An 18,488-nucleotide genomic window follows, 5' to 3' on the forward strand; every position below is an offset into this window, starting at 1 on the left:
CCTGCCGGACTTGCTGGCCATGTGCCCTGGTTCCTTCTGCTGAGGGGGGTGGACGGAACGCGAAACCAAACCGGACCCGTCAGGTCCGTAGCACCTGGAGGGCATGCAGATCCGGGGCGCGGGCCGCACGCTCGGGCGGCCGGACCCGTCCGGCCCCGGCGGCCCGCGCGACGGGCGGCGGGTCGCCGCCGGCCACGGTGACGGCGGGCGGCGGCGTGGGCAGCACGCCCGGGGTCACGTGCTCCAGGGACGAGCAGCCGGGCAGGTCGTACGGGGACGCGCAGACGGCGCGGGCCGCGCGGCGGTCCGGGGCTCCGGCGCCGGCCTGTGCGGTGGTGGTGGCGCCGGCCTGTGCGGTGGTGGTGGCGCCGGCCTGTGCGGTGGTGGTGGCGCCGGACTGTGCGGTGGTGGTGGCGCCGGCCTGCGGGGCGGCGTGCGGCTCGCCGGCCGGGCGGGCACAGAGGAACAGCACGCCGATCAGTACCTCGAGGACGGGCACCAGCAGGGCACAGCGGAGCGCGAGACGTCCACGACGCCCCTGCTGCCCGCGACGCCCCTGCTGCGCGTACCGCTGCGTGTACTGCCGGCCCCCCATGGGCGCAGATGGTAATGCTCATGACGGGACCGAGGTCAGAGCGGGGGTGTCACGACCTTTGCGGGGTGCGTAATGTGGCGGAAACCACCGCTGGCGATACTGGTCCGCCCCCAGCTGTGCGCCGGGCGCCCCGCGGCGGTGGTGCACAGGCCGTCTGAACTGCGAGGATGAAGGCATGGACAAGCAGCAGGAATTCGTCCTCCGGACGCTTGAGGAGCGCGACATCCGCTTCGTGCGCCTGTGGTTCACCGACGTGCTGGGCTTCCTCAAGTCCGTCGCGGTCGCCCCAGCGGAGCTGGAGCAGGCCTTCGACGAGGGCATCGGCTTCGACGGCTCCGCCATCGAGGGCTTCGCGCGGGTCTACGAGTCCGACATGATCGCCAGGCCGGACCCGAGCACCTTCCAGATACTGCCCTGGCGCGCCGAGGCCCCCGGGACCGCCCGGATGTTCTGCGACATCCTGATGCCGGACGGCTCCCCGTCCTTCGCGGACCCGCGCTACGTCCTCAAGCGCATCCTCGCCAAGACCTCCGACCTGGGCTTCACCTTCTACACCCACCCGGAGATCGAGTTCTTCCTGCTGAAGGACAAGCCGCTCGACGGCACCCGGCCCACCCCCGCCGACAACTCGGGCTACTTCGACCACACCCCGCAGAACGTCGGCATGGACTTCCGCCGCCAGGCGATCACCATGCTCGAATCGATGGGCATCTCGGTCGAGTTCAGCCACCACGAGGGCGCCCCCGGCCAGCAGGAGATCGACCTGCGCTACGCCGACGCGCTCTCCACGGCCGACAACATCATGACCTTCCGCCTGGTGATGAAGCAGGTCGCCCTGGAACAGGGCGTCCAGGCCACCTTCATGCCGAAGCCCTTCTCCGAGTACCCCGGCTCGGGCATGCACACCCACCTCTCCCTCTTCGAGGGCGACCGCAACGCCTTCTACGAGTCGGGCGCCGAATACCAGCTCTCCAAGGTCGGCCGCTCGTTCATCGCGGGCCTCCTGCGGCACGCGGCGGAGACCGCGGCGGTCACCAACCAGTGGGTCAACTCCTACAAGCGCATCTGGGGCGGCTCCTCCCGCAGCGCCGGCGCGGGCGGCGAGGCCCCCTCGTACATCTGCTGGGGCCACAACAACCGCTCGGCCCTGATCCGCGTCCCGATGTACAAGCCGGGCAAGACGGGCTCCTCCCGCGTGGAGGTCCGCTCGATCGACTCGGGCGCCAACCCCTATCTCACCTACGCCGTCCTCCTGGCGGCGGGCCTCAAGGGCATCGAGGAGGGCTATGAACTCCCGGCGGGCGCCGACGACGACGTCTGGGCCCTCTCGGACGCCGAACGCCGCGCGATGGGCATCGAACCCCTCCCGCAGAACCTCGGCGAGGCGATCGCCCTGATGGAACGCAGCGAACTGGTCGCCGAAACCCTCGGCGAGCACGTCTTCGACTTCTTCCTGCGCAACAAGAAGCAGGAGTGGGAGGAGTACCGCAGCGAGGTCACGGCCTTCGAACTCCGCAAGAACCTCCCCGTCCTGTAGGGGCAGAGCGTCCGATACTCCGGGCCGGTGGTCGATGACCGCCGGCCCGGAGCCGTTCCGGCCCCCGGCCCAGGGGGCGCACACGGGGGCGCGCGTTGTCGAAACGATTCTGCCGCGGGCATTGGAGTGAACTGTCGTTCCCCTGGGTGCTTCCAGGCGTTGGACCGGCCGACGTGCACATCGACCAGCTGCGCGTCGTCGTTCCACAGATCCTTAGGGGAGTCATGCGTATTCGTTCTGCTGTCACCGCGTCCGTCCTGGCCGCCGGCATCCTGCTGGGCGGGGCCGGCGCGGCTCTGGCCAATGACGGGGTCGACACCGACTACTTCTCCGGCGGTCGCGCGGGCTTCACGTCGACCTGCTCCTCGCTCGCCGCGGTGCCCGCCAGCCGCCCGGGGTTCACGGGCCCGATCTACACCTCCAGCTGCCTCACGGACGGCGAGCTGGAGTGGGCGCAGGGCCACCACCAGGGTGCCTGATCCGGCGGCCCGCGCCGCGGGGGCGGACCGACGGCGACGTCGCTCCGCCCCCGCGGCGTGCCTGGCCCCGGGCCGCCACACCCGCGGCCCCGGCCGGCACGAAACATCGCCGCACCCGCCGCCGCTGCAAGGCTGAGGCCAGCAGCGGTGCGTCAGTGGACCGCGCGGTGCCAGGTGGGGCGGGTGCGGGTGGCCGGGGCGGTGGAGGTGTGGAGTTCGGCGTCCAGGCCCAGGACCGCCGTGGTGGTGGTGCCGCTGGGTTCGAGGACGGCCGCCGGGGCGCCCGCGAAGAGCATGCGGGATTCCGTCCACGCGGGCGGGCCGCCGAGGCCCGTGGTGCTGATGGTGCCGCTGTCCGCGCGGCCCGCCACCACGCGGCCCGCGGCGCCCACCGCGCCGTAGCCGGCCCGGCCGCCCGCCTCCGCGATGCTGGAGACCTGGGGCTTGGCGGCGGAGCCCGCCGTGACCAGGGCCGTGCGGACGACGCCCGAGTCCGGGCGGCGGAAGTAGAGGCGCACGCCCGCGCCGTCCGGGGACGCCGAGAGCGGGACCGTCGTGGCGGGCAGGCCCGTCGGGGCCGGTCCCGCCAGCGGGGCGCCGGGGCCGGGCTGGATCCAGGCCAGGATCGACTCGGTGGTCGTGGCGTAGACGTGGCGCCGTCCGGCGGCGTCGACCGCCGTCACCGGGTCGCTCTGCAGGTCCTCGCCGCCCAGGCGCTGCCACGGGGAGAAGCCGCCGTCCGGCTGCTGGGTGGTGGCGCGCAGGGTGCGGCGGGAGTCGCGGAGGTAGACCGTGAGGCGGCCGTCCGCGTCCACGGCCGCCGCAGGTGCGCTGATCGCGGAGGTGCCGTCCTCGTCGGACGTCTCGGGGGTGCCCAGTGACTGCCACGGCCCGAAGGGGCCGTCGGGCACGGACTGGACGGCGTACACGACCTCGCGCCGGTAGTCGGTGGGGGCGGGGCCGAAAGCCGTACGGGTGGCCAGGACGGCGACGCGGCCGTCCGGGAGGCGGACGGTGCTCGCCCCCGGGTCGATGCCCGTGCCCGGCAGGAGGGTCGGGCCCGCCCAGGCGCCGCCGGGGGCCCTGGTCCAGTACGCGCCCTGGCCGTCGAGCGTGGCGAACGCCCAGAGGCGGCCCGGGGTTCCCTCCGTCAGCCAGGCGGTGTGGTCGGCGCGGGTGTAGCGCAGCGACTGGGCCCAGTTGCGCCCGGTCGGGTTGCCCGCCACCTTGCGGTCGCCGCAGCCGGAGGGGGAGCCGCAGTAGTCCTGGTGGTCCTGCCAGGCGTAGGTCCGCAGGAAGCCGGTCTTGGTCTCGGCCGTCTGCGGGTCCAGCGCGTGCGGGAGGGTGCTGTTGTGGTAGCCGAGGTAGCTCTGGACCGAGAACCGCGGCCGGTCCCGGACCTGGCCGGCGTAGGTGGCGGTGGCGGCCTGGACGAAGCGCGCGCCGTACATGTGGTCCTGGTGATCGGTGTAGCGGCCGTTCTCCCCGTACCGGCCCGGCGTCGGGTCCTGCATCCGTATCGTCGTCGGCCGGTACCGCTCCAGGACCCCGGCTATCGCCTGTATCAGCTGGTCCTTCGTGTACGTGAACGGCTGCTTGACCGGGGTGCCGGAGGTCAGCTGGGACTCCAGCGCGGGTATGCGGCCGTTCCACAGGCCGCGCAGGCTCTCGGGGGTGTCCCCGGCGGTGCTGCGGGCCTCGCGCAGCATCAGCCACACCAGTTTGACCTGCGGTTTCGCTATGAGCACATCGAGCTCGGCCCGGCCGCCGCCCGCGGTGGATATGACCGTGCGCTTCCACGCGCTGGTGCGGTCCCCGGTGGCCATCTGGGCGTAGGCGGAGCGGATGCCGTTCTGGCGGGCCTCCGCGTAGTGGGTGCGGTCGGCGGGCTGTTCGGGGTCCTGGGCCGCGCCGCCGCGGGCCTCGTTGCGGCCGTCGGACTCGCCGGAGGTGAGGTACGCGGTGGTGACCTGGGTACCGGACAGCAGGGAGCGGCTGAGGTCCGGGTTCATGAAGAAGAGGTCGTCGTCGGGGTGCGCGACGACCTGGACGACCGTCCCGGCGGTGACGCTCGCGGGAAGGACGACCGACGGGTTCTCCTGAGTGGCCTCGGCCGAGGTCTGCTGGCCGGAGGCCACGGAGAGCACGCCGGTGGCGCCGGCTGTCAGCACGGTGAGCAGAGCCGCGAAGCGGCGGCGGGTCACGGGCATCGGGTCACGCCTTGGTTCGTTCCGGGCGGGGAAAACCGCTGAGCAGTCAGAGAGAGGCGAAATCGCGGGACTTGGTTCACCGCTTTCGCCGATGACTCCTGCTTCTTCCCGCCCGGGCCGATCGCCTCAACCGACCGCTACGGAGCCCCGTTGCGCGGGCCCACCGGCTGCCACGGCGCCAGGTGCGCGTCCGGGGCGTCCGCCGAAGACGTCACGTACAGGCGGGCGTCGAGCCCCACCACGGCCAGGCTGACCATGTTCCTGCCGGTCATCGTGGAGGACGGGGCGCCGACGAACATCAGCGGCGACCTCTCCCACGGCCGGCCCGACCCGACCTCCGAACCCAGCTGCCCGCCCGCCGCGCGGCCCGCCAGTACGTGCCCGCTCGCCGTCACCGAGCCGAAGCCGCTGAGCCCGCCCAGGTCGGTCAGGTTGTTCACCTTCAGGCCGTCGTCGCCCGTCACCAGGGCGGTACGGACATTGCCCGAGCCGGGCTTGCGGAACCACAGCCGCACCCCGCCCTCGCGCCCCTGCGCGGTCAGCGGGAGCGTGGTGTCCGGCAGCCCGGTGGCCGTGACCGGGCCGAGCGGGGCGCCCGGCTTCGGCTGCGCCCAGCCCAGCACCGTCTTGGACGTCGCGCAGAACACCATGCGCCGCCCGGCGCCGTCGGTCGCGGTGGCCGGGGCGCCGTGCAGGTCGGCGCCGCCGTACTTCTCCCACGGCCCCCAGCCCCCGTCCGCCTGTTGCACCCGGCCGCGCAGGGAGCCCGCGCCGTCGCGCACGTACGCCGCCAGTTGCCCGGCGCCGTCGACGGAGACGGCCGGCGCGCTGATGTCGGAGGTCCATGTCTCGTCCGTGGTCTCCGGGGTGCCGAGCGACTGCCACTCCCCGAACTCCGCCGCCCCCGGGCCCTTCTGGACGGCGTGGACGACCTCGCGCTTGTAGTCGGCCGGCCTCGCTCCGAAGGAGGTGCGGGTGCCGAAGGCGGCTATCCGGCCGTCCTTCAGGGTGACGGTGGACACGCCAGGGTCCATGCCGGTGCCGGGCAGCAGGTCCGGCCCCCGCCACGGACCGACCAGACCCCGCCGGTGCCAGACGGCGACCTGGCCGTCGAGCACCTTGAAGGCCCACAGGCCGTGTTCCTGGTCGGAGGTGAGCCACGAGGTGCTGTTGCCGCGGGCGTAGTTGATGGCGTCCGACCAGCGGTTGCCCGCCGGGTGGTCGGCCACCTTGAGGTCCCCGCAGCCGGCGTCGCTGCCGCAGTGGTTCTGCCGGTCCAGCCAGGCGTAGGTGTCCAGGATGTCGAGCTTCTCCTTGGCCTCGTCCGGGTCCAGGGCGCTGGGGAGGTAGCCGTTGAAGTAACCGAGGTAGTTCTGGAGGGCGAAGTGCGGGCGGTCCTGGACGTCCTTCGCGTAGGCGGCGGTGGCCATCTGAACGAAGCGGGCGCCGTAGAAGTGGTCCTGGTGGTCGGTGTACCGCTTGGTGTCGGCGAACCGGCCGGGGGTCGGGTCCTGGGAGCGGACGGTCGTCGGCTTGTACTGCTCCAGGACGCCGACCAGGGTCTGGACGACCTGGTCCTTCGTGTACGCGTACTTCTGCTTGACCGGGGTCCCCGAGGAGAGCATCGCCTCCAGGCGGGGGACCTTGCCGTCCCACAGCCCGTGCAGGCTGTCGGGGACGTCGGCGTAGACGTTGCCCGCCTCGCGGAGCTGTAGCCAGACGAGGCTGACCTGGGGCTTGGCGAGGAGGACGTCGACCTCGGCCTGGCCGCCGCCCTTCGTCGGGACGGCGGTGCGCTTCCAGGGGCTGCTGCGGTCGCCGGTGGCCATTTTGGCGTAGGCGGCGCGGATGCCGTTCTGGCGGGCCTCGGCGTAGGCGGGCTTGTTGGGCGCGGTGGTGGTCTCCTTGGCGGCGCCGGCGTTGATGCCGTCGGCTTCGCCGGAGGTGAGGTAGACCGAGGTCACCGGGTGGCCGGTGGATATGGAGTAGCGCAGGTCCGGATTCATGAAGTAGAGATCGTCATCGGGGTGCGCGACGATCTGGAGCACCCGGCCCGGGTCGGGTGCGTCGGCGGGGGCCGCGGGGGCGCCGGCCTTGCTGTCGGGGGCGGCGGGAACGCCGAGGCGGCCGAGGGCTTCGCTCCCCCGGAGCATGAGCATGCTGGCGGCGACCACGGCCGCGCAGAACGCCACGGCTTTGACGAGTCCGGCCCGGCGCAGACGGGCGCGCGGGTCGGGTTTTGGCTGGTGGGGTTCGGGCTGGTGGGGGGCGCCGGCCCTGCCGCTGCCGTTGCCCTTGCGGTTGCCGTCGGCCCGGCGGCGCCCGCGCCGGCCGCCGCCGCTGCGCTCGGCCTCGCGGGCGAGCCGCGCGGCCTTGCGTCCGCCGGTGGGGAGTTGGGGCTCGGGGGCCCGGTCCCGGTCGGCCGACGGGTCGTATGGGGGCGACGGGTCGTACGGGACCCGGGCCTCGGCCGGGGTGGACGGCGGGGCTTCAGCAGCCTGCCGGACGGGGTCGGCTGACGCCCCGTCGGAATCGGCTGGGGTGAACGGCCGCGGCGGGTACGGCCCTTGCGGGTACAGCCCCTGCGCGGCCCAGGCTTCAGCGTGGGCGGACGGCCAGGCTCCGGCCGCGGGGTCGGACCGGGGAGCGGTGTGATCGTGCTGCAAGGGGTGGTGGCCCGGGGCGGGTTCGGGCGAGGGGTCGTGCGGGGCCGACGGGCCCTGCGGGTACGGGCCCTGCGCCGCCCAGGCCCCGGTCTGGTCGGCCGCCCAGGCCCCGGTCTGGTCCGTCCAGCTCCCGGCCTGGTCGGCCCGGTCGGTCCAGCCCCCGGTCTCGGCGGTCCAGCCCCCCGGTGCCTGCCGGGCGGGGCCGGAGTGGGGGTGTCCGTCGGACATGGGGGTGGGCTCCTCGTGGCCGGTGGGCGGGGAGCGGGCCCCATCACGCGATAAGTATTCGGATAATCCGATAATCCACGTCATGGTACGTGCCTGTGGACAGGACAACTGCTCGGCCCCGGCCAGCCCGTAAGCTCAGTTCAGGCACGCCAGGGCAGTGGCAAGCGACGACCGCGGGAGGTGCGGGATGACAGTCCCAGGACGCAGGAGCAGCACCTTCAGCAGGCTGCTGCGCAGCGGCTTCACCGACCCCTCCGCCGCCGCCCGGCTGCTGGACGCCCCCGCGCTGGCCGCCGTACGCGCCGATCCGGTGCTGCTGGACGCCCTCGGGGCGACCGCCGACCCCGACCTCGCCCTCCTCGGGCTCGTCCGGCTCGCCGAGGCGCAGCCGCCGCACGAGCTGCCCGGGCTCCTCGACACCCTCGTCAGCGCCAAGCCGCTGCGCGACCGGCTGCTCGGCGTGCTCGGTGCCTCCGAGGCCCTGGGCGACCACCTCGCCCGCCACCCCCGCGACTGGCAGTCCCTCGTCACGTACGAGGCCGCCGATCTGCACCCCGGCCTCCCCGAGTTCGAGCGCGGGCTCGCGGACGCCCACGAGCCCGTCGCCCTACGCGTCGCCTACCGCCGCTGCCTGCTCTCCATCGCCGCACGCGACGTCTGCGGCACCATCGACGTCGTCGAGACCGCCGCCGAGCTCGCCGACCTCGCCACCGCCACCCTCCGCGCGGCCCTGCGGATCGCCTCCGCCGCCGCCCCCGAGGACGCCGCCCGGTGCCGCCTCGCCGTCATCGCGATGGGCAAGTGCGGGGGCAACGAGCTGAACTACGTGTCCGACGTCGACGTCATCTTCGTCGGCGAGGCCGCCCCCGGCACCGACGAGGCCAAGGGTCTGCAGGCCGCCACCCGCCTGGCCTCCCACCTCATGCGGATCTGCTCCGAGACCACGGTCGAGGGCACCATCTGGCCCGTCGACGCCAATCTCCGCCCCGAGGGCCGCAACGGCCCCCTCGTGCGGACCCTCGCCTCCCACCTGGCCTACTACCAGCGCTGGGCCAAGACCTGGGAGTTCCAGGCCCTCCTCAAGGCTCGCGCCGTCGCCGGCGACCGCGACCTCGGCGCGCAGTACGTCGAGGCCATAACGCCCCTGGTCTGGCAGGCCGCCGAGCGCGAGAACTTCGTCGCCGACGTCCAGAAGATGCGCCGCCGCGTCGTCGACAACATCCCCGCCGCCCAGGTCGACCGCGAGCTCAAACTCGGCCCGGGCGGCCTGCGCGACGTCGAGTTCGCCGTCCAGCTGCTCCAGCTCGTGCACGGCCGCAGCGACGCCACCCTGCACTCCCGCACCACCCTCGACGCCCTCCAGGCCCTCGCCGCCGGCGGCTACGTCGGCCGCGCCGACGCCGCCCAGCTGCACGACGCGTACCGCTTCCTGCGCGCCATGGAGCACCGCATCCAGCTCTACCGGCTGCGCCGCACCCACCTCGTTCCCGAGGACGAGAACGACCTGCGGCGCCTGGGCCGTTCCATGGGCCTGCGCACCGAACCGGTCGCCGAGCTCAACAAGGCGTGGCGCCGGCACGCCTCCGTGGTCCGCCGCCTCCACGAGAAGCTCTTCTACCGGCCGCTGCTCGACGCCGTCGCCCAGCTGGCCCCCGGCGAGACCCGGCTCTCCCCGCGCGCCGCAGGCCAGCGCCTCGAAGCCCTCGGATACGCCGATCCGGCCGGCGCCCTGCGCCACCTCGAAGCGCTCGCCTCCGGCGTCACCCGCAAGGCCGCCATCCAGCGCACCCTGCTGCCGGTACTCCTCGGCTGGTTCGCGGACTCCGCCGACCCGGACGCCGGGCTCCTCAACTTCCGCAAGGTGTCCGACGCCCTGGGCAAGACCCCCTGGTACCTGCGCCTGCTGCGCGACGAGGGCGCCGCCGCCGAGAACCTCGCCCGCGTCCTGTCCGCCGGACGCCTCGCCCCCGACCTGCTGCTGCGCGCGCCCGAAGCCGTCGCCCTGCTCGGTGACCCCGAGGGCCTGCAGCCCCGTGCGCACGAGGCCCTCGAACAGGAGGTCCTCGCCGCCGTCGGCCGCGCCGAGAACCCCGAAGCCGCCGTCGCCGCCGCCCGCGGGGTGCGGCGCCGCGAGCTGTTCCGTACCACCGCCGCCGACATCATCGGCTCGTACGGTACGGAGGACAGCCCGGCCGAGGAGGACCACGGAGCCCTGGTCGACCGGGTCGGCGGCGCCGTCTCCGACCTCACCGCGGCCACCCTCGCAGGCGCCCTGCGCGCCGCCGTCCACAGCCACTTCGGCGACACCCTGCCCACCCGCTTCGCCGTCATCGGCGTCGGGCGCTTCGGGGGCCACGAGCTGGGCTACGGCTCCGACGCCGACGTCCTGTTCGTCCACGAACCCCGCGAGGGCGTCGGCGAACAGGAGGCCGCCAAGGCCGCCCAGACCGTCATCGCCGAGATGCGCCGGCTGCTCCAGCTGCCCAGCACCGACCCGCCGCTGCTCATCGACGCCGACCTGCGGCCCGAAGGCCGCTCCGGGCCCCTGGCCCGCACCCTCGGCTCCTACGCCGCGTACTACCGGCGCTGGTCCCTGACCTGGGAGAGCCAGGCCCTGCTGCGCGCCGAGCCCGTCGCGGGCGACATGGAGCTCGGCGGGCGCTTCATCGAGCTGATCGACCCGCTGCGCTACCCGGCGGAGGGCCTCGGGGAGGACGCCGTACGGGAGATCCGCCGGCTCAAGGCCCGCATGGAGTCGGAGCGGCTGCCGCGCGGGGCCGACCCGACCCTGCACACCAAACTCGGCCGCGGCGGCCTCAGCGACGTCGAGTGGACCGTCCAGCTGATGCAGATGCAGCACGCCTGGTCGGAGCCGGGCCTGCGCACCACGCGTACCCGTCAGGCCCTGGCCGCCGCCCACGCGGCCGGGCTGATCCCGACCGAAGAGGCCCAGATCCTGGACGAGGCATGGGTACTGGCGACCCGCGTCCGCAACGCGGTCATGCTGGTCCGCGGCCGCGCCGGCGACACCTTCCCGCCCGAGGCCCGCGAGCTCGCGGCGGTGGGCCGCTACCTCGGCTACGCGGAGGGCACGGTCGGCGAGATGCTGGACGACTACCGCCGCATCACCCGCCGTGCCCGGGCGGTGGTGGAGGAGCGTTTCTACGGCGCGTAGCCACGGGCGTCACGCGCGCAGTGCCGCGAAGACGGCTCTGGCGGGGGCGCCGGACGCGTCGTGCCAGGTGGCCGACACGTGGGTGTGCGGGTCCGCCGGGGCGTGGGGGTGCAGGACGCGGGTCACCGTCACGGTGGGCCCGGTCTCGCCCGGGACCACCACGACCGTGGGGTCCGGGGTGTCGCTCGCGCTCTGCGCCTGCGGGACCGCCTCGCCGCGGAGGAGCGCGCGGAGTTGGGTCAGCAGTACGGGGTCCTGGGCGCCGTCGTAGATCCACCGGGTGCCCAGGACCCCGTGCTCCGAGGTGCCGACGAGGGCGTGCTCGGCGCCGGGGAGCGGGGCGCCGCGGTAGGTCAGCGGCACGTGGTAGGCGACCGGGCCGCCCGGACCCGCGGTGTCGGTGACCACCATGAACTCGATGCCCACCTCTCCCTCCGGGTCGTCCAGCCGGAAGCCGCCCGCCCTGGCCAGCTCCGGGGCCCGGCCGGGCAGGCCCTCGTACCACGGCTGCTCCGGCAGCCATGACGCCACGAGCTCCAGCTTTCCGGGGGACATCGTGGTGCGGTGGACGACGGCCATGGGACGGACCTCCAGGGGTGGTTGACGTTTCCCGAAGCCTAGATCCTCTCCCCGGCAGCCCCCCGGCATCAGATCCCGGCGGTGGCCAGGCGGCTGCGGAGCTGCTCGTCCGAGAGGTCTTCGAGGTGGGTCAGGAACACCCACATGTGCCCCGAGGGGTCCTTGAGGATGACGGTGCGGTCCCCGTGGAACATGTCGGTCGGCGGCTGGAGGATCTCCGCCCCGGCGGCCTGCGCGCGCTCCGCCAAGGCGTCGACGTCGGCCACGAAGACGTGCAGGGTGACGGAGGTGCCCCCGCCGAGTGCGGCCGGGGAGGCGAAGGAGGCCTGCTCGGCCGCCTCCACGCTGGCGTCGCCCAGCATCAGGACCGACGGTCCGATGCTGATCTCGGCGTGCAGGACCCCGCCGCCCGGGGCGTCGATCCGGAACTCCTCCCGGGCGCCGAACGCCCGCTGGTAGAAGTCGATCGCCGCGGCGGCGTCGTCGACCATGATGTGCGGAATCACGGCGTGGCGGTAGCGCTCGGGGATGTGCAGCTCGGGGGCGTGGGGCTCGGCGTGGGCAGTGCGCTCGGTCATGGCGAACCTCTCGGGAAGCACCGCCGGTCGTTCCGGCGGCCTCTGAGAGCGACCGTAAAAGCTCAAGTTTGGTTCAGGTCAAGCTAAGGGCGCGCGCGAAACCTGTTCAGTACGGCCGCCGTCACCGGGTGCGGGGACGTTTCCAGGGGACGGCGCGGCAGGTGGTGGGGGAGCGAGCCGAACCAGCCGCGTGACACGGTGTAGCCGAAGGTCAGGCACAGGAGGCCGCCCACCGCGTCCAGCCAGAAGTGGTTGGCGGTGGCCACGATGACGACGAGGGTCACCGTCGGGTAGAGCAGGCCCAGCATCCGGGCCCACGGGGCCGAGGCGACCGCGAAGATCGTCAGCCCGCACCAGAGCGACCACCCTATGTGCATGGACGGCATGGCGGCGTACTGGTTCGACATGTGCTTGAGGTTCCCGGAGGCCATGGAACCCCAGGTGTGGTGGACCAGCACCGTGTCGACGAAGTTCTGCCCGTTCATCAGGCGGGGCGGCGCGAGGGGGTAGAAGTAGTAGCCGACGAGCGCGACGCCCGTGGTGGCGAAGAGGACCAGGCGCGTGGCCGCGTAACGGCCGGGATGGAAACGGTAGATCCACACCAGCACGCCGATGGTCACGACGAAGTGGAGCGTGGCGTAGTAGTAGTTCATGCCCACGATCAGCCACGTCACGGAGTTGACCGCGTGGTTGACCGACTCCTCCACGGCGATGCCGAGGCCCCGCTCCACGCGCCAGATCCAGTCGGCGTTCGCGAGGGCGGCCGTCTTCTGCTCGGGCACCGCGTTGCGGATCAGCGAGTACGTCCAGTAGCTGACCCCGATGAGGAGGACCTCGAACCAGATCCTCGGCCTGCGCGGGGAGCGCAACCGGGAGAGGAGGGCGCGGTCCGACCTCGGGCGGGTCGCCGTCTCGGTCACGCTGGGCGACGAGACGTCCGTCCGGGCTTCCAGTGTCTTCACGCTCGCTTCACCCATGGGGAGAGAGTCTGCCAGATGCGTTCTCGCCTCCGATCATCCCTCGGGACGGTCTTCGGCGCAGCCGCTCCCCCTCAGGGACGACCCCGGCCCCGACCCTGTCCGGGGCCCGAGGCCGTGGAACCGCGCACCACCAGCTCGGGCAGGAACACGAACTCGCTGTGCGGCGCCGGCGTACCGCCGATCTCCTCCAGGAGCGTGCGCACGGCCGCCTGCCCCATGGCCTGCACGGGCTGCCGGATGGTGGTCAGCGGCGGATCGGTGAACGCTATGAGGGGGGAGTCGTCGAAGCCGACCACCGACACGTCCTGCGGCACCCGCAGCCCCTGCTGGCGGGCGGCCCGGATCGCGCCGAGCGCCATCATGTCGCTCGCGCACACCACCGCCGTGCACCCCCGCGCGATCAGGGCGGCCGCGGCGGCCTGACCGCCCTCCAGGCTGTACAGGGAGTGCTGGATCAGCTCCTCGACCTCGGCCTCGCCGAGCCCGAGCCGCTCCTTCATCCCCAGCCGGAAACCCTCGATCTTGCGGAGCACCGGCACGAACCGCTTCGGTCCGACCGCGAGCCCGATCCGGGTGTGCCCCAGCGCGGTGAGGTGGGTGACGGCGAGCTGCATCGCGGCCCGGTCGTCGGGGGAGACGAAGGGGGCCTGCACCTTGTCGGAGAACCCGTTGATGAGGACGTACGGGACGCCCTGCCCGCGGAGTTGGTCGTAGCGGCCCATGTCGGCCGTCGTATCGGCGTGCAGGCCGGAGACGAAGATGATGCCGGAGACCCCGCGGTCGACCAGCATCTCGGTCAGCTCGTCCTCGGTGGACCCGCCGGGCGTCTGCGTGGCCAGCACCGGCGTGTACCCCTGCCGGGTCAGGGCCTGACCGATGACCTGGGCGAGCGCGGGGAAGATGGGATTGTCCAGCTCGGGGGTTATCAGCCCGACGAGGCCGGCGCTGCGCTGGCGCAGCCGCACGGGACGCTCGTAGCCGAGTACGTCGAGCGCGGCCAGCACGGACTCGCGGGTGCCGGCGGCCACACCGGGCTTGCCGTTGAGCACGCGGCTGACTGTGGCTTCGCTGACCCCCGCCTGGGCTGCGATGTCGGCTAGCCGTGCGGTCACGGGATTGGACTGTACCGGTCCCGGGTTCACAATGCCCACCACGTGCACGAATCCGGGGGAAGCCGGACGGTGCGCCCGTCCGTCTCCACGGGCGCGCTGGAGAGTACGGGTCGTCCGGGCGCGGGAAGCTCCACCGCGGCGGGGCGGGTGTTGAGCGTGCAGGCGAAACCGGGGCGGGTGAAGAGGAGCACGCCGTCGGGCGCGGGGAGCCAGGTCAGCGGGCCCGCCTCCAGGGCGCCCAGGCCCGGCAGGGCGCGGCGCAGTTCCAGTGCGGCGCGGTAGAGCTCCAGCGTGGAGTGCGGGTCGCCGGTCTGCGCGGCCACGCTCAGCTCGCCCCACCCCTCGGGCTGCGGCAGCCAGCTCCCGGCCGGGCCGAAGTCGTACGGGGGCTGCGTGCCCGACCAGGGCAGCGGCACCCGGCACCCGTCGCGCAGCCCGTCCTGGCCGGCCGCCGCCTCGGGTGCGGCCTGCGCGTCGCCGGCCGGTCCGGTGCCGGTCCCGGTCTGCGTACCCGTACCCGTACCGGCGTCGGCCCCGGCTCCGGCCCCGGCTCCGGCCCCGGCGTCGGCCCCGGCTCCGGCCCCGGCTCCGCCCCCGGCCCCCAGCGCCTCGCCCCGGCGGCGCCCGCGGCGGAACGCCGGGTCCTGGCGCACCTGGTCCGGGAGGTCGGTGACCTCCGGGAGGCCGAGTTCCTCGCCCTGGTAGACGTACGCCGATCCGGGCAGGGCCAGCATGAGCAGCGCGGCGGCCCGCGCCCGCTCCAGGCTGCCGTAGCGGGTGCGGTGGCGCACGACGTCGTGGTTGGACAGCACCCAGGTGGTGGGGGCGCCGACCGAGCTGGTGGCGGCCAGTGACTCGTCGATCACGGTGCGCATCGTGGCGGTTTCCCACGGGCAGTTCAGGAAGCGGAAATTGAAGGCCTGGTGCAGCTCGTCGGGCCGGACGTACAGGGCGAGCCGCTCGGAGGTCGGGGCCCAGGCCTCGGCGACGCCGATGCGCGCCCCCTCGTAGGAGTCGAGGAGGCGGCGCCAGGCGCGGTGGATCTCGTGGACCCCGTCCTGGTCGAAGAAGGGGAGCGGCTCGGTGCCGATGAGGGTGGCCTGGGCGCCGCGGCCGATGTCCGGCATCCCGGGGGCCTTGACCATGCCGTGGGCCACGTCCACGCGGAAGCCGTCGACGCCGAGGTCGAGCCAGAAGCGCAGCACCGACGTGAACTCCTCCGCGACCTCGGGGTGCTCCCAGTTCAGGTCGGGCTGCTCGGGGGCGAACAGGTGCAGGTACCAGTCGCCGTCCGCGACGCGGGTCCAGGCGGGCCCGCCGAAGACGGACTCCCAGTCGTTGGGCGGGAGCTCCCCGCCGGTTCCCCGTCCCGGGTGGAAGTGGTAGCGGGCCCGGGCGGCGGGGTCGCGCAGGGCCGCCCGGAACCACGGGTGCTCGGCGGAGGTGTGGTTCGGGACGATGTCCACGATGATCCGCAGCCCGAGGGCGTGCGCGGCCCGCACGAGCTCGTCGGCGTCGGCGAGGTCTCCGAAGAGCGGGTCGACGGCCCGGTAGTCGGCGACGTCGTAGCCGCCGTCCGCCTGCGGGGAGACGTAGAAGGGGGTGAGCCACACGGCGTCGACCCCGAGGCGGGCGAGGTGGGGGAGGCGGGAACGCACTCCGCGCAGGTCCCCGACGCCGTCGCCGTCGCTGTCCGCGAAGGACCGTACGTAGACCTGATAGATGACGGCATCGCGCCACCACTCGCCGCTCGCGGTCGCGTTGCTGGAAGCGCTTGCAAGCCGGGATGCGGTCAGCTCATGGGTCATATCGGGGTCAACGCGGCTACATGGCCCGTGGTTGCGGGCCCGGACAGTCGAAGGTGACGCGAACTAACAGCAAGCTGCGGCAACCGTACGGACACACGGATGTAACGATCAACCCTTCTTGCAGAAAATTGCCGCAAGCTCTTTCGGACGGCTTTCAGGCTTGTTACGTTCCCTGCAACTCGGGACCGCGAGGGCGCGGCCGGGATCATCGAAGGAGTTCATATGCGGCGTGGCATAGCGGCCACCGCGCTGGTCGCGACCCTGGCGCTCGCGGCTACGGCTTGCGGCGGTGACACCAAGGGCGACGGTGGCGAGACGAAGGCCGGCGGAGAGCTTTCCGGCACGGTCACGTGGTGGGACACCTCGAACGACGCCGAGAAGGCCAGCTTCCAGAAGATCGCCGAGGCGTTCACCGCGAAGCACCCGAAGGTCACCGTCAAGTACGTCAACGTCCCCTACGGTGACGCGCAGAACAAGGTCAAGAACGCCTTCAGCAGCGGCTCCGACGCCCCCGACGTCATCCGGGCCGACGTCGGCTGGGTCGCCGACTTCGCCTCGCTCGGCTACCTCGACGAGGTCCCGGCCGAGACGGCGAAGAAGGTCGACGCCGAGTTCCTCGCGCAGGCCGCGGCCAGCGGCAAGTACGATGGCAAGACCTACGCCGTGCCGCAGGTCATCGACACCCTCGGCCTCTTCTACAACAAGAAGATGCTCGCCGACGCCGGCGTCCAGCCCCCCAAGACGCTGGAAGAGCTGAAGACCGCCGCCGCGGCCATCAAGGAGAAGACCGGCAAGGCCGGTCTCTACCTGCGCGGCGACGACTCCTACTGGTTCCTCCCGCTGATCTACGGCGAGGGCGGCGACCTCGTCGACGCCAAGACCAAGACGGTCACCGTCGACAACGCGGCGGGCGTCAAGGCCTTCAAGACCGCTCGTGACCTGGTCACCTCCGGTGCGGCGATCACCAACGCCACCGACGGCTGGAACAACATGCAGACCGCCTTCAAGTCGGGGCAGGCAGCCATGATGATCAACGGCCCGTGGGCGGTCGCCGACAGCTACGCCGGCGAGCAGTTCAAGGACAAGGCCAACCTCGGCATCGCCGCGGTCCCGGCCGGTTCGGTCAAGGCGGGCGCCCCGCAGGGCGGCCACGACCTCGCCGTCTACGCCGGCTCCAAGAACACCGCCGCGGCGCACGCCTTCGTCGAGTACATGACCTCGCAGGAGGTCCAGGTGCAGTCCGCCAAGGAGCTGAGCCTGCTCCCCACCCGTACCGCCGCCTACGAGCAGCCGGACGTCAAGAGCAGCGAGATGGTCCAGTTCTTCAAGCCGGCCGTGGACAAGGCCGTCGAGCGGGCCTGGATCCCGGAGAACGGCTCCCTCTTCGAGCCGCTGAAGGTCGAGTACACCAAGGCGATCACCGGGGCGTCGAGCCCGGAGGACGCCGCCAAGTCGGCCGGCGTCGAGTTCCGCAAGATCCTCAAGGGCTGGAAGTAACGAAACCATGGCTGCTCACACCAGCCAGTCGGTGGCGAAGGCCGCGGGCGACGAAGCCGGTACCCCCGGTGTCGCCCGCGGCCGGAGCCGCAGGACTGACAGCGGGAACGGGAACACGGGTGGACTGAGGCGCGCCCTCGCCACCCACTGGTACGCCTGGGCCATGGTCGCCCCCGTGGTGCTCGTCCTCGGCGTGATCATCGGCTGGCCGCTCGTCCGCGGCATCTACCTGTCGCTGACGAACGCCAACGAGCGCAACGTCGCCCGTGACATCGGCGCCCGGCACATCGACGCCACGTACGAGTTCGTCGGACTCGACAACTACGCGGCCGTGCTCAGCGACCCGGTGTTCGTGCAGCGGCTGGTGTGGACGGTGGTGTGGACCGTCGCGTGCGTGTCCGTCACCTTCACGCTCGGTCTGATCCTGGCCAACATGCTGAACCGGGAGTTCCGGGGGCGCGCCGCCTACCGGATGGCGCTCATCCTGCCCTGGGCCGTCCCCGGCTTCGTCTCCGTCTTCGCCTGGCGGTTCCTCTTCAACCGCGACAACGGCATCCTCAACAAGATCCTCGACGGCGGCGGCATCGCCGCCATCCCGTGGCTCGACGACCCGACCTGGGCCAAGTTCTCGGTCGTCGCCGTCAACGTCTGGCTCGGCGTCCCCTTCATGATGGTCGCCCTGCTCGGCGGCCTGCAGTCGATCCCCGGCGAGCTCTACGAGGCCGCCGAGATGGACGGCGCCGGCCCCTGGCAGCGCTTCCGGCACATCACGCTGCCCGGCCTGCGCGCGGTGAGCATGACGGTGATCCTGCTCTCCACCATCTGGACCTTCAACATGTTCCCGGTGATCTTCCTGCTCACCCGCGGCGGACCGGGCGACTCCACCGAGATCCTGGTGACCCAGGCCTTCCGCGAGGCCTTCATCACGAGCCCGCGCGACTTCGCCGTCTCCGCGACGTGGGGCGTACTGATCCTCGCCCTGCTCATGATCTTCGCGCTGGTCTACCGGCGCTCGCTGCGCAAGCAGGGAGAGGTGTGGTGACC

At 72.7% G+C, this 18,488-nt stretch carries 13 protein-coding genes; 5 read left to right on the forward strand and 8 right to left on the reverse strand.

Annotated elements, in window-relative coordinates:
• Positions 1–79: 79 nt before the first annotated feature.
• Positions 80–595, reverse strand: coding sequence for a hypothetical protein (locus AC07DU_RS26130; RefSeq protein WP_479113937.1), 516 nt, complete (start codon positions 593–595; stop codon positions 80–82).
• Positions 596–770: 175 nt separating this feature from the next.
• On the opposite strand from AC07DU_RS26130, the gene AC07DU_RS26135 reads away from it, so the two are divergent.
• Entirely contained in the window at positions 771–2,132 is a 1,362-nt protein-coding gene (locus AC07DU_RS26135) for a glutamine synthetase family protein (RefSeq protein ID WP_360897930.1), read from the forward strand.
• Positions 2,133–2,356: 224 nt separating this feature from the next.
• The gene (locus AC07DU_RS26140; protein ID WP_479034388.1) at positions 2,357–2,611 is read left to right on the forward strand and encodes a hypothetical protein; all 255 of its coding nucleotides are present in this window, start codon (positions 2,357–2,359) and stop codon (positions 2,609–2,611) included.
• A 152-nt stretch (positions 2,612–2,763) separates the two neighbouring features.
• On the opposite strand, the gene AC07DU_RS26145 is transcribed toward AC07DU_RS26140, so the two are convergent.
• Positions 2,764–4,821, reverse strand: a complete 2,058-nt coding sequence (locus AC07DU_RS26145) for a PIG-L family deacetylase (protein ID WP_479113939.1) — start codon at positions 4,819–4,821, stop codon at positions 2,764–2,766.
• A 137-nt stretch (positions 4,822–4,958) separates the two neighbouring features.
• Entirely contained in the window at positions 4,959–7,715 is a 2,757-nt protein-coding gene (locus AC07DU_RS26150; RefSeq protein ID WP_479113941.1) for a PIG-L family deacetylase, read from the reverse strand.
• A gap of 187 nt (positions 7,716–7,902) precedes the next feature.
• On the opposite strand from AC07DU_RS26150, the gene AC07DU_RS26155 reads away from it, so the two are divergent.
• Positions 7,903–10,890 carry a bifunctional [glutamine synthetase] adenylyltransferase/[glutamine synthetase]-adenylyl-L-tyrosine phosphorylase gene (locus AC07DU_RS26155; protein WP_479113943.1) on the forward strand — a complete coding sequence of 996 codons (2,988 nt, stop codon included), beginning with the start codon at positions 7,903–7,905 and terminating at the stop codon, positions 10,888–10,890.
• Between the two features lie 9 nt (positions 10,891–10,899).
• On the opposite strand, the gene AC07DU_RS26160 is transcribed toward AC07DU_RS26155, so the two are convergent.
• From AC07DU_RS26160 to AC07DU_RS26180, 5 genes are all read right to left on the reverse strand, one after another.
• Positions 10,900–11,469 carry a maltokinase N-terminal cap-like domain-containing protein gene (locus tag AC07DU_RS26160; RefSeq protein ID WP_479113945.1) on the reverse strand — a complete coding sequence of 190 codons (570 nt, stop codon included), beginning with the start codon at positions 11,467–11,469 and terminating at the stop codon, positions 10,900–10,902.
• Between the two features lie 68 nt (positions 11,470–11,537).
• A complete protein-coding gene (locus tag AC07DU_RS26165; protein ID WP_479113947.1) occupies positions 11,538–12,047 on the reverse strand; it encodes a VOC family protein in 510 nt (169 codons plus the stop codon).
• A gap of 83 nt (positions 12,048–12,130) precedes the next feature.
• Complete coding sequence (locus AC07DU_RS26170; RefSeq protein WP_360897942.1) at positions 12,131–13,024, reverse strand: phosphatase PAP2 family protein; 894 nt, start codon at positions 13,022–13,024, stop codon at positions 12,131–12,133.
• A 74-nt stretch (positions 13,025–13,098) separates the two neighbouring features.
• Entirely contained in the window at positions 13,099–14,139 is a 1,041-nt protein-coding gene (locus tag AC07DU_RS26175) for a LacI family DNA-binding transcriptional regulator (RefSeq protein ID WP_360897944.1), read from the reverse strand.
• 26 nt (positions 14,140–14,165) lie between these two features.
• Complete coding sequence (locus AC07DU_RS26180; RefSeq protein WP_479113949.1) at positions 14,166–15,947, reverse strand: glycoside hydrolase family 13 protein; 1,782 nt, start codon at positions 15,945–15,947, stop codon at positions 14,166–14,168.
• Between the two features lie 222 nt (positions 15,948–16,169).
• On the opposite strand from AC07DU_RS26180, the gene AC07DU_RS26185 reads away from it, so the two are divergent.
• Positions 16,170–17,444, forward strand: a complete 1,275-nt coding sequence (locus tag AC07DU_RS26185) for an extracellular solute-binding protein (protein ID WP_479113952.1) — start codon at positions 16,170–16,172, stop codon at positions 17,442–17,444.
• A gap of 7 nt (positions 17,445–17,451) precedes the next feature.
• Positions 17,452–18,486, forward strand: a complete 1,035-nt coding sequence (locus tag AC07DU_RS26190; RefSeq protein ID WP_360897950.1) for a carbohydrate ABC transporter permease — start codon at positions 17,452–17,454, stop codon at positions 18,484–18,486.
• Positions 18,487–18,488 lie beyond the last annotated feature (2 nt).

The sequence above is a fragment of the Streptomyces sp. NPDC045695 genome, assembly GCF_056432025.1.